The sequence below is a fragment of the Nocardioides perillae genome, from assembly GCF_013409425.1.
GTDB classification, from domain to species: Bacteria; Actinomycetota; Actinomycetes; order Propionibacteriales; family Nocardioidaceae; genus Nocardioides; species Nocardioides perillae.
Map to the genome: position 1 here is coordinate 1,348,547 of NZ_JACCAC010000001.1, position 12,819 is coordinate 1,361,365.

General features: G+C 70.6%; 6 protein-coding genes. 5 read left to right on the plus strand and 1 reads right to left on the minus strand.

The annotated features are described in order from the left end of the window. Nucleotides 1–4 precede the first annotated feature (4 nt). The gene (gene vsr, locus BJ989_RS06335; RefSeq protein WP_179517473.1) at nt 5–457 is read right to left on the minus strand and encodes a DNA mismatch endonuclease Vsr; all 453 of its coding nucleotides are present in this window, start codon (nt 455–457) and stop codon (nt 5–7) included. Nucleotides 458–544: 87 nt separating this feature from the next. On the opposite strand from vsr, the gene BJ989_RS06340 reads away from it, so the two are divergent. The 5 genes from BJ989_RS06340 to pglX all read left to right on the plus strand — a co-directional run bounded on the left by BJ989_RS06340 (nt 545) and on the right by pglX (nt 12,814). Next, nucleotides 545–2,080 carry an ATP-binding protein gene (locus BJ989_RS06340; protein WP_179517474.1) on the plus strand — a complete coding sequence of 512 codons (1,536 nt, stop codon included), beginning with the start codon at nt 545–547 and terminating at the stop codon, nt 2,078–2,080. 77 nt (nt 2,081–2,157) lie between these two features. Continuing rightward, a complete protein-coding gene (locus tag BJ989_RS06345; protein WP_179517475.1) occupies nt 2,158–4,230 on the plus strand; it encodes a Z1 domain-containing protein in 2,073 nt (690 codons plus the stop codon). Further along, nucleotides 4,227–5,222, plus strand: coding sequence for a PD-(D/E)XK motif protein (locus BJ989_RS06350; RefSeq protein ID WP_179517476.1), 996 nt, complete (start codon nt 4,227–4,229; stop codon nt 5,220–5,222). The genes BJ989_RS06345 and BJ989_RS06350 overlap by 4 nt, the downstream gene beginning before the upstream one ends. Beyond that, complete coding sequence (pglW, locus tag BJ989_RS06355; protein ID WP_179517477.1) at nt 5,212–9,294, plus strand: BREX system serine/threonine kinase PglW; 4,083 nt, start codon at nt 5,212–5,214, stop codon at nt 9,292–9,294. Before BJ989_RS06350 ends, pglW begins: the two co-directional genes overlap by 11 nt. 13 nt (nt 9,295–9,307) lie before the next feature. Continuing rightward, nucleotides 9,308–12,814, plus strand: coding sequence for a BREX-2 system adenine-specific DNA-methyltransferase PglX (pglX, locus tag BJ989_RS06360; RefSeq protein WP_179517478.1), 3,507 nt, complete (start codon nt 9,308–9,310; stop codon nt 12,812–12,814). Nucleotides 12,815–12,819: the final 5 nt, after the last annotated feature.

The following is a 12,819-nucleotide window of genomic DNA, read 5'->3' on the forward strand; positions in this document are numbered from 1 at the left end:
TGGGTCAGGTGTCCGTCCGTCGTTCGAGAGCGGCGCGCCACGCGCGTTCGACGAGGTCAGCCGCGTCCTCTGGTGGAACGTGCTCCCAGATGCGGAGCGCCCGCCAACCCTCCGCAGTGAGCTGCGCGTCGGTGTCCCGGTCGCGCTCCTGGTTCCGCCTGATCTTCCAGTCCCACCATTCTGCATTCGAGCGCGGCCTGTGGTGGTGCTGGGGGCACCCGTGCCAGAAGCACCCGTCCACGTAGACAGCCAGCCTGGCCCGGGTGAAGGCGATGTCGATCGTCCGGCGCCGGTTGCCAGGCACCTTCACCTGCACCCGGAAGCGCAGTCCTCGACGGTGCAGCTCGCGGCGCAGCAGCAGCTCGGGGGCGGTGTCGCGGCGCGCGAGCGTCGACATCTTTTTTGATAGCGCCCCACCGGGGCTGACCCGTCCGGGTTCGTCCGAGCGGGCCGACATGAGGACGAGTCTCGCAAATGGTCGCTCGCTGAGCGCTTCGGAACGTAGGGTCGAGGTGCACAAAGCTGCAAGCTCGGGAGGAGTGGCGTGGCAGACAGCGAGATCAGCATCCGTCCTGGAGTGGCGATGCTGGGCTTGTTCCCCCACATGAAGTACCAGCCCTGGTACGCCTTGGGTGAGCTGGTCGACAACGCCATCCAGAGCCACCTGGCCAACAAGGAGGCTCTGCTCGAGGTCGACCCGGACCACCGGCTCGTGGTGAGCATCGAGTTCGAAAGGGCCGACGGAGGATCCATCACCGTCACGGACAACGCCGCGGGCATCGATGCTCGGAACTGGGAGCGCGCCTTCCGCGTGGCGGAGCCACCCGCCGACGCCTCCGGTCTGTCCCAGTTCGGCGTCGGCATGAAGGCGGCCTGCTGCTGGTTCGCGCGCGAGTGGTCGTTGAGGACCAAGGCGCTCGCTTCCGACGTCTCGCGGACCGTCAGCTTCAACGTCCCCGAGATCGTCGCCAGCCGTGACGAGACGCTCGTGGTCCTCGAGGAGCCGATGGACGTGCGCGAGCACTTCACGGTCATCGAGATGCGCAACCTGCACCGCCCGGTCAACAAGGTCATGCGCGACAAGGTGACTCAGTACCTCGGCGGCATCTACCGGCAGTTCATCCGCGACAAGGAGCTGACGCTGCTGGTCGACGGCACCAAGGTCGACTACGACGACCCGCCCGTCCTCGTCGCGCCGTTGTACAACGACGCGGGTGGCGAGCTGCACACGTGGCGCCAGGACGTCGACATCCGTCTCGACTCCGGTCGGCGCGTCACCGGGTTCGTGGCCATCCGCGAGACCGGGCAGACGAGACAGGCAGGCATCGCGCTCTTCTACCGCCGCAAGGTCGTCACCGGTTCGGGCGAGGAGTTCTACAAGCCCTATGAGATCTTCAAGTCCGGCAACAGCTTCGAGTCGCAGCGCATCTTTGGCGAGCTGCACATGGACGACTTCGCCGTGACCTACACCAAGGACGCGCTGGTCTGGTACGACGAGGAGGACGAGTTCGTCGACCTGCTCCGGGCCGAGCTGGACGCTGCACCGTGGCCCCTGATAAGGCAAGCTCGGGAGCATCGCAAGAGGACGCCCGAGCAGGAGCCGGGCGAGGCAGCCAAGAAGATGCTGGACCACATAGTGGAGGCCTTCGTCGCGGTCGAGCACGACATCGAGGGCGCCTCGGGTGACGACACGTCGACCGAGCAACCCGTGCTCCCGGGTGTCGGCACAGGTCAGCCGGAGCAGCCGCCCGGCCCGCCGGTGGACCGGGTGATCACGATCGACTTCCAGGGGACCACCTGGGACGTCGACCTCCGTCTCGTCTCGGACAACGCGGTCCTCCGGTGGCTGACGGTCAAGAAGGAAGGCGACCGCAGCCTCGTCATCAGCGTCAACCAGGCGCACCCGTTCATGCGCGCCTTCTGCGAGACACCGAGCCAGGAGCTCGAGCCCGTGTGGCGCGTGGCCGTGGCCCTGGGGCTCGCGCAGGAGATGGCACGCCTGGGTGGGGCAGTCATGCCCGGACTGGTGACCGAGAACGTGAATGCGCTGCTCCGCGGCGTCCTGGCGCACAAGAGCTGAGGGGAACAATGACGCAGCAGCACGTGCAGGTAATTGAGGGGCGGGGCCCCCAGGCCGGCCAGGTGAGGTGGGTCCCGGTGGTCGGGCCGGAGACCACTCGGCTGCTCAGTGCGTCGCAGCTCGACGAGGACGGCGAGAACAACGTCAGGACGCAGTCCGTCGGTGTCCTGGCCCGCTGCGCCGACCCGACGAGCGACGAGTGCCGCACCGGGCTGGTCGTCGGCTACGTCCAGAGCGGGAAGACCCTGTCTTTCACCACGGTGATCTCGCTGGCGAGGGACAACGGGTTCCCGCTCATCATCCTCCTGGCCGGGACCAAGCAGAACCTGCACGAGCAGACGTCGCAGCGGCTCTCCCACGACCTTGCGGTCCAGCGCGACGGCGGCTTGTCCCCGTGGGCGCTGCTCGAGAACCCGACGGCCGCATCGGCGGCAACGGTTGCCCAGAACGTCGTGTCGATGACCGACCCGACCGTGCCGGAGATGTTCCGCCGCGCCACCGTCGTGACCGTGATGAAGAATCCGGCCCGCCTGAGGCGGGTGAAGGAGCTCATCGAAGCGCTCCCGCAGTACGGCGTCGACGGCTCGGAGGTGCCGGTGCTGGTCGTGGACGACGAGGCGGACCAGGCAGGTCTCAACGCCGCCGTCCAGGACGACGACGCCACGGCGACGTACCAGTCGATCCTGGAGCTGCGCGCCGCGCTGCCGCGGCACACCTACCTCATGTACACCGCGACTCCCCAGGCGCCGCTGCTCATCAACCTCGCCGACGTCCTGTCGCCAGACTTCGTCTCGGTGCTGACGCCTGGGTCGGGATACACAGGCGGGCAGCACTTCTTTGTGGACCACAAGAACCAGTTCGTCCGACGGCTGTCGACGAGTGCCGTGAACGAGGCCCTCTCGGTCACCGACGAGCCGACCGAGGACCTCAAGCTGGCCCTGGCGAGCTACTTCCTGGTGGTCGCCCAGCGCGCGAAGGGCCCGGTGTCGATGCTGGTGCACCCCAGCCACACCACGGACCTCCAAGAGACGTACGGAGGCTTCGTCGCGGCGCTCAGCTCGCAATGGCGCCAGCTCCTGCAGCTGCCGGGCGAGGACCGCGAGGAACTGGTCGACAGGTACTTCCGGAAGGCGTACGACGACCTGGTGGCTGGGGGAGCGGCGATGCGGTCGCTAGAGGACCTGCTGGTCGCGGTGCCGCACTGGATCGGAGCCACACAGGTCAGGGTGGTGAACTCCGGCACTCCTGCCGACAGCGACATCCGCTGGAACACCGCCCCGAGCTGGATCCTCGTGGGCGGCAACAAGCTTGACCGGGGGTTCACGGTCGAGGGCCTGACCACGACGTTCATGCCCAGGCGGCTCGGTGCCGGTCAGGTGGACTCAGTTCAGCAGCGTGCCCGGTTCTTCGGCTACAAGGGGTCGTACGCCGACCTTTGCCGCGCCTGGCTGAACGGCACCACAGCCGACGCCTTCGAGCACTACGTCCATCACGAGAAGCTGCTGCGGGAGGAACTGGTGAAGGTCGACGAACAAGGCATCAGCCTGAAGGACTGGAAGCGCCTGATGCTCCTCGACCCGACGTACAAGCCCACTCGCAAGGCTGTCATTGACCTGCCCTACTTCCACGACCGCATCAAGGGGGACTCCTGGGTGTCGGTGGCCAAGGTGCCGGCCGTCGACGTCTCGACCAACATCGCGTCGGCGGACAGGCTGCGCACGGACCACGCGGCCGGTGTCACGCGTGACGAGCGAGATGGGCGCGACGACCGCCGCAACACCAAGGTCCTCGTGCCGATGGAGGACTTCCTGGAGTTCCTCGCCGACTGGACGGGACACCCGGACGACGTGGCCCTGGTGAACCAGATGGGACTTCTCCTGCGTGCCCGTCTCGACGACGATCCATCGCTCAAGGTCGAGGTCTACTTCATGGACGACGGCGAGCTCCGGTCGCGCACACCGGTCGACGGCACCCTGCCCCTTGCAGTCGGTCACTCGGCGAAGTACATCGGTGACGCGAAGTTCTTCACGCCCGGGTTCACCTCGGTCCAGCTGCACCAGGTGCGGGTGGCTACCAGCGAGCAGGTCGTGGTCGGGCTCAGCGTCCGCGTCCCGGCGAGCCTCGCCGGCGCGGTGCTGGTGCAGGCGTGAGCGAGCTCACCGGAGCCGACCTGCTCGGCGAGCTGCGCAAGGTGGTGGCCCCCGCGGCCGCGGGATTCGCCGTGCGCGACGTGCCGTCATCGCCGGGCTACAAGGTCGGCCGCGGGGCGGACGGCGTGATCGCGCTCCTCACCCCAGCGGATCCGCAACCAGAGCCGCCGACCCGGCTGCGGACGCTGGACCTGGACCCTCGGGTGAAGGTGACGATCGAGGACGGCGGACGCACCGTCGAGGCCGAGCACGGGCTGGTCCGATTGCGCCTCGACGACGACGAGCTCCTCGAGCCCTTCCTCGGCGTCGCTGCCGCGATCATCCGGTTGCTGGGCCGCAGGCCCTCGCCGGGGCAGGTGAGCGCCGGGATGCGGCGACTGGTCCGCATCTTCGACCCGGCGCAACCGCCTCGCGGCAGCGTCCTCGGACTCTGGGCAGAGCTGGTGCTGGTCCTGCACTCCGCGGACCCCCGCGCCCTGGTGGACGCGTGGCACGCTCATGTGGACGCGCGGTTCGACTTCTCTGCCGAGGGCTCACGGCTGGAGGCGAAGGCGACGACCCGTGACGCCCGGGTGCACATGTTCAACCTGCGGCAGCTCAAGCCGGTCACCGGGGCCGAGGTCCACGTCGCCAGCATGATGACGACCGAGACCGGGGCTGGCCGGTCGGTGGGCGAGCTCGTCGAGCAGCTCGAGAGCCTGCTCTCGGGCGACGGGGCCCGGCAGATGAAGGTGCACACCATGGTGGCCGACACCCTGGGCAGCGACTGGGCGCGCCACCTTGGTCGCAAGTTCGACGAGCGGCAGGCACGCGAGTCGCTCGTGCTGCTCGAGCCGGCGCAGGTTCCCCAGGTCGAGGAGCCGCCGTCGGAGGTGCTGGAGGTGTCGCTCACGGTCGACTGCACGGACGTCCCGACGGTGCGACCGTCCAGAGGGCTCGCCGCGCTGGTCGGCCCTGTCGCAGCCCGCGGGAGGGCAGTCGGTGCGCGCTGACTCCGGTCGCTGGACTGAGATCGCACCCTCCCGCTTCCCGCACGAGCGCGAGGGGCTGGAGCACGTCCGTGCTGAGCTCCCCGACGCCGCGCCGTACCACGCGTGGAGCAACTTCGAGTTCGTCGCGCTCGACGGGACGCCGCACGAGGTCGACCTGCTCGTGCTCGGCCCCGCAGGCTTCCACCTCGTCGAGCTGAAGGCCTGGTCGGGGCGCATCGAGCTCGACCCGATGGGCGGTGAGCACGACTGGCTCGAGCACGTGCCTGGCCGCGGTCGCCCCCTGCAGCGGCGCAGCCCGCTCGGTCTCACCCGGCTGAAGGCGCAGTCGTTCCGCAGCTGGCTCGAGCGCCACGCCCGCGGCACCGCGACCGGCGTCCCGTTCGTCCACGAGTCGCTGTTCCTCCACGGGCCGGGTGTCGACTGCCGACTCCCGCAGCACCTGAAGGCGCGCGTGTTCGGCCGCGAGGACGCCGCGGGCAACCGGCTCGGCCGGATCGTGCTCGACCGGCTGGCGATGCCGCCGAACCGCGGCGCCGGCGTGTCGGAGAGCCAGGCGCGCGGGCTGGTCCGCCTGCTGGAGCGGGCAGGTCTCCGTCGACCGGCGCAGCCCCCGCGGGTCGGGCAGTGGCGGCTGGAGGCCGAGCCGCTCGACGCGGGCTGGGGCTGGCAGGACACCCTCGCGGTGCACGACGCCTTCACCGACGAGCGGGTGCGCGTCCGTCGGTGGTTCGTGCCACCGGGCACCTCCGCGCACGACGAGGTGGCGGTCCGTCAGGCGGCCGAGCGCGAGTTTCGGATGCTGCGCGGGCTCGACCACCCCGGCCTGGTGACGCCCACGGAGTACCTCGAGGTCGAGGGGGCCGTCGCAGCACTCGTCTTCCCCCACGACCCTGGTGCGGTCGAGCTCGGGAGCTGGCTCGCCGGCGCCGGCCGCCAGGCGGGCCTCGACCGCCGCCTCGACCTCGTCCGCGCGTTCTCCGAGGTCGTGCGCTACGCCCACGACCACGGCCTGGTCCACCGGGGGTTGCGGCCCAAGGCCGTGCTCGTCTCGGCCGACGAGGCGGTGCGCGTCAAGGACTGGCAGGCGGCGGGTCGGGCCGAGGCCGGGACCGCGACGGCCACCACGCACGCGCGCGACCTGCTGGAGCACGACCACGCAGCCAGCCTGTACGCCGCGCCGGAGGCGCTGCTCGGCGCGGCCGGCGATCGTCGCGTCTCCGACGTGTTCTCCGTGGGCGCCATCGCCTACGAGGTGCTCACCGGGGTCGCGCCGGCGGCCCACCCCGACCAGCTGCGGCAGCGGCTCAGCAGGGACGGCGGCCTCGACGTCGCCGCGGTGCTCGACGGGGCACCCGAGACGCTGGTCGACCTCCTCCGCGAGGCAACGGCACCCGTCGTCGCGGACCGGTTGCCGAGCATCGACGACCTGATCGCCGGCCTCGACCTCGTCCTCGAGGAGCTGACCGCTCCTGACGAGGAGCCCCGCCTGGCGGTCGACCCGCTGGACGCCGCGCCGGGCGACGAGCTGGAGGGCGGCCTCGTCGTCGTCCGGGCCCTCGGCGAGGGAGCGACCTCGAAGGCAATGCTCGTGCGCCGTGCCGACGGCACGCAGGCGGTGCTGAAAGCCGCACGCGACCACAGCCGCAGCGGCCGCCTCGTCGAGGAGGCCGCCAGCCTCCGGCGGCTACCGGAGGCGTCGCAGCTCGTGCGGCTGCTCGACGGCCCGCTTGAGGTGGGCGGCCGGACCTGCCTCCTCCTCGACGTGGCTGGCGAGCGCTCGCTGGCCCACCACCTGGGCAGGGGGCGGCTCACCCTCGACCAGCTCCGGCGGTGGGGCCGGGACCTGCTCGAGGTCCTCGCGGTGCTCGAGCGCGCCGGCACCTTCCACCGGGACGTGAAGCCGGCGAACCTCGGGGTGCGCACGCGCAGCACCGACGGCCAGCCGCACCTGGTGCTCTACGACTTCTCGCTCGCCGCCGTCCCTGCGACCGACCTCGCGGCCGGCACCGCGGGCTACCGGGACCCTTTCCTGGGGCCGCCCGCCCGGCTGGCCTACGACGCCGCGGCCGAGCTCTTCAGCGGGGCGGTGACGCTGCACGAGATGGCGACCGGCGCGCTGCCGGTGTGGGGCGACGGCATCACGCCGGCCGCCCTGCAGGACGGCGAGGTAGTGCTGCACCGTGCGGCGTTCGACCAGGTGGTCGCCGACGGCCTCCTGGCCTTCTTCCGGCGTGCGCTTGCTCGAGACGTGGAGCGCCGGTTCGACAACGCCGACGACATGCTGCAGGCATGGGAGCGGATCTTCGTCGACGCCGAGCGGCAGCAGGCGACACGCACGCCCGACGAGGAAGCAGCGGCAGCGACCCTCACGACGCCGCTGGCGACGAGCGGCTTGTCGCCGCAGGCGGTCTCGGCACTCGAGCAGCACGGGGTCGCGACGGTGGGCGACCTGGTGACCCTCTCCGCCTTCGACCTCGCTCGCACCCCGGGTGCCACCCAGTCGACCAAGGACGAGCTGGTCCGCCGCGCACGCCAGTGGCGGGCGACCCTCACCTCCGACAGCACGCCGACGGCCGCCAGCGTGGATGCCGTCCTGCAGCAGGTGCTCCCGGAGGGCGACGACGTCGCCGCGCGGGCGGTCCGCCTCGTCCTTGGGCAGGTGGACGAGGTCACGGGTGCCGGACCGCTCGCCTGGCCGACAGCAGCTGTTCTCCGCAACGAGCTCGGCGCTGACCGCTCCGTGGTCGCGGACGCCTGGAGCCGGTTCCTGCCGACGGTGGCTGACTCGCGCCTGGTGCAGGAGGTCCGCGACCAGGTCTTCGACCTCGTGGCAGGCCTCGGTGGCGTCGCCACCGCTGACGAGGTCGCGCAGCGCTTGCTCGAGCGCCGAGGCTCCCACGCGGGCGGGGAGCAGCGTCACGCGCAGGGGCTGGCGCTCGTGCGGGTCGCGGTCGAGTCGGCGCCCGGCAAGGCCGTCGTCCGGCGGGCAGGCGACGTCCTGCTGGTGACCGCCGACACGCAGCTCGACCTCACCGCCGCTGACGACGCTCTCGAGGCGGCTGCGCGGCTGGGACGGTCGGCGCAGGACCTCTGCCAGGGTGACGCCCTCGCGGCGCCGGCCACGGTGGTCGAGGTGCTGCGAGCCGTCGTCACCGGCACGCCGCTGGAGGACCTGCCCGAGGTTCGCCTGCGCGAGCTGGCGGCCGCCGCGGGCGGCATCGCGGTGAGCGCGCGGGGCGAGCTCTACCCCCGGGGCATGTCCGCCGTCAGGGCCCTCCGGCTCTCGGCCGGCGCCCTGGTACCTGGTTCGGGCGGTCTGCATCCCCGGACCATCCAGCAGCGCGTGCGTGCGCGCTTCCCCGAGGCCCAGGCGGTCCCGGACCGCCCGCGGCTCACCGACCTCCTCGAGGAAGCCGGCGTGGCGCTGACCTGGGGCGGGGACGCGTACGTCGCCCCTGCGTCGCTCGGCACCTCCCGGTCCAGCGTCACCGCCAGCAGCCACCACGCGGGTTCGGCGCCGGAGGACGTCCGCACGGTCGACGCTCGCCTGCGACGCAGCATCGACGAGCGCGGGTTCCTGGCGCTGGCCGTGCCGCAGCGCTACGCCGGCGACGCCGTCGTGAGGCTCGAGCGCGAGCACGGCGCGAGCAGGTGCGACGTCGACGCCTGGGTCCTCGAGCAGCTTCACGAGGAGTCACGCCAGCACGGGGTCGGCTGGGGCTTCATCCTGCGCACCGACGCCCGGTCGCTGCCGGACCCCGACCGCGTCCAGCTCGACGGCATCGTCCGTCGGGTCGCCTCGAACCTCGAGGAGCACGTCCGTCACCAGGCAGGTCCGGTGCTCCTCGTCGGGGCGGGCCTGCTGGCGCGCCACCGGTGCGTCGACCTCCTCGAGCCGTTGGCGTCCCTGGCCACCGCGCGCTCGCACGCCGTCTGGCTGCTCGCCCCGCAGCCGAGCGCTGCTCCGACCCCGACCCTCGACGGCGCCGCCGTCCCCCTAGCCTCGCCGACCCAGTGGCTGGCGCTGCCCAGCCGCTGGGCGGTCGACCGACCCACCGCCGTCCCGGCCTGAAGGAGCACCACCCGTGACCGTCGACCAGCGCGCCCTTCTCACCGACCTGCAGAAGCAGGTCCGGTCCTTGGAGGACGACGTCCGCGAGCGTGCGGCCGCAACCACCCAGGTCGACGACCGGCTGCGCGCCGAGCACGCCGAGGCGAGGCGGGTGGGACGGACGGCGTCGTCGTTCGGCGAGTGGCGAGACTCGCAAGTGACGCAGGCCGCCGTGGCGTGGGTCCTCGGCACCGTCTTCGTGCGGTTCTGCGAGGACAACCGACTGGTCGACGAAGCGTGGTTCGCCGGCCCCGGTGACCGGCTGCGGGAAGCAGGGGAGCGGCAGACCGACCTCCTGGTCCGCCGGCCGGAGCTGAACGACCGGGACTGGTTGCTCGCTGCGTTCGACCACCTCGCCGGCCTGCCGGCGGTGGCCGCGCTGTTCGACCAGCGGCACAACCCGCTGTACCGGCTGGCCGTGTCCGCTGATGGTGCCGAGGCGCTCCTGGCGTTCTGGCGCCGACGCCGCGAGGACGGCGCGCTGGTCCACGACTTCACCGACCCGGACCTGTCGACCCGGTTCCTCGGCGACCTCTACCAGGACCTGTCGGAGGCGGCACGCAAGCAGTACGCGCTCCTGCAGACCCCGGACTTCGTCGAGGAGCTGATCCTCGACCTGACGCTCGATCCGGCGATCGAGACCTTCGGGCTGGAGGGACTGCGGCTGATCGACCCGACCTGCGGGTCGGGCCACTTCCTGCTCGGCGCCTTCGACCGGCTGCTGGAGGCGTGGACCAGGCAGTCGCCGGGCCTGCCGGTGCGCGACCGAGTAGCCAAGGCGCTCGGGTCGATCCACGGCGTCGACGTCAACCCGTTCGCCACCGCGATCGCCCGCTTCCGGCTGACGGTCGCGGCACTCAAGGCGGAAGGGGTCACGAGGCTGGCCGAGGCGCCTGGGCACCGGCTGCACCTCGGCACCGGCGACTCCCTGCTTCACGGCAAGACCGAGGGCGGCGAGCTGTTCGACTCCGGTCTTGGCGGCCACCTGTACGGCGTCGAGGACCTGGACCAGCACCCGGGGATCCTGCAGCGGGGGCGGTACCACGTGGTGGTCGGCAACCCGCCGTACATCACCGTCAAGGACAAGGCGCTCAACGAGGCCTACCGCGCCGGCTACCAGACGTGCTCGGGTAAGTACGCGTTGTCGGTGCCCTTCGCCGAGTTGCTCTTCAAGCTTGCGGTGACTGACGGGGACCGGCCCGGCTACGTCGGCCAGATCACGTCGAACTCGTTCATGAAGCGCGAGTTCGGGAAGAAGCTCATCGAGCAATTCCTGCCTAGTCAGGACCTAACGCACGTCATCGACACTTCTGGCGCGTACATCCCTGGTCACGGCACGCCAACTTTGATCCTGGTAGGTCGTCGTCGGCACCCGCGCTCAGGGAAACTCCGCGCCGTCCTTGGCATCCGCGGTGAGCCGTCCGCCCCGGTCCACCCAGCGCGCGGTCTGGTATGGCGATCGATCGTAGACCACCTAGGCCGGGGTGGCTTCGAGAATGAATACATCTCTGTCGCGGACCTTCCCCGTGCCCGGCTCGCTACGCATCCCTGGTCTCTATCTGGTGGGGGCGCGGAAGGCCTCAAGGCCCTAATAGAGCAGTGCCCAACTGTTCTCAGCGCAAGGACGAACGAGGTCGGGATCGTCGCCGTGCTCGGCGAAGAGGAGGCTTTTGAGACGGCACGCCACTGCAGTGAGCGAACTGTTCAACTCGTGGTCGGAGAAGCAATCCGAGATTACAGCCTCACGTCGTCTCCGCGATGGTGGCCATACGGTGACGACCTCTCGGTCCGTCCAGACGCCTCGAACTCCCGGTGGATGTGGCCCTTCCGCCGACTAGTCGCGGGCTATCTCATGTTCGGGAAGACCCGCGAGGAACGGGGAATGGAATGGTTCGAGTACGGAATGCTTGCGAGGTCGAAGTTGCGAACGCCGCTCGCCATCAGCTTCGCCGAGGTCGCGACGCACAACCACTTCGTGCTCGACCGCGGCGGGAAGGTCTTCAAACAATCGGCGCCGGTCATCAAGTTGTCGAAGGGTGCGACGGAGGATGAGCACATGGCGCTGCTGGAGGTCTTGAACTCATCGACCGCGTGCTTTTGGCTGCGGCAGGTCTGCGGCGCAAAAGGCGGGTCCGGTATTGGCCGGGGGATCCAGCCCGAGGACTGGATGGAGCGATATAACTTCAACTCCTCGAACGTGCAGAATTTGCCGCTCCCAGCCGAGATGGCTTCAAGTCGAGCGCGGGACATAGAGGGTTACGTTCGTCGGATGGAAACATCGAGCCCTGAGGGTCGGGTCGCGGCGGGTGTCGTTGGCCGCGACCAGCTGGCGGCGGCGCGTGTCGAGTACGAGAGTGCGCGCCAACTCGCCATATCGGCGCAGGAGGAACTCGACTGGGATGTCTACAGGCGCTACGGAATTCTCGATGAGGACCTCGTTGCCCCGAGCGAGCTACCCGATCTACGACTAGGAGAACGGGCTTTCGAGATCAGACTCGCGCGCATGGTAGCCGGAGGTGAGGCTGAGACGGCGTGGTTCGAGCGGCACCGCTCCACGCCGATCACAGATATCCCGGACCGCTGGCCCGAGTCTTACCGCGAACTCGTCGAACGTCGGATGGAACTCATCGAGACGCACCCGCACCTGAGGTTGCTCGAGCGCCCGGACTGCAAGAGGCGCTGGGCCGACGACCCGTGGGAGGTCAAGCAGGAGCGCGCGCTGCGCGGCTGGCTGCTCGACCGGCTGGAGGACGAGTCGCTGTGGCGGGACGCCACCGGGCGGCCGCTGGTGCAGTCGGTGGCCCAGCTCGCCGGCCGGGTGGCCTCCGACCAGCAGCTGCTCGAGGTGCTGGAGCTCTGGGCCGACCGGCCCGTCGCCGACCCGGCGAAGGAGCTCGCCCGGCTGGTGGCGGACGAGCACGTGCCGTACCTCGCGGCGCTGAGGTTCAAGCCGTCCGGCCTGCGCAAGCGCGAGGAGTGGGAGCACACGTGGGCGCTCCAGCGCCGCGAGGACGCCGGCGAGACGGTCGACGTGCCGGTGCCCCCGAAGTACACCACCGCCGACTTCCTCAAGACGTCGTACTGGCGGCACCGCGGCAAGCTCGACGTGCCGAAGGAGCGGTTCATCTCCTACCCCGGCGCCGAGCGCGGCGCGGACACCAGCCTCGTCCTCGGCTGGGCCGGCTGGGACCACGCCGAGCAAGCGATGGCGTTGGCCACTCTGGTGCTCGACCGGCAGCGCCAGGACGCCTGGGAGGCCGACCGGCTCACCCCGCTGCTCGCGGGCGTGGCCGAGCTCGAGCCGTGGGTGCACCAGTGGCACGGGGAGGTCGACCCCCGCATGGGCATGTCGCCGGCCCAGGCCGTGACGGCCACCCTCGAGCAGCAGCTCGCCCGGCTGCACCTCACCCGCGCCGACCTGGCAGCCTGGCGACCCGCGGCACCGGCTCGTGGCCGACGCCCGCGCACGACCGACGCCTGAGGAGA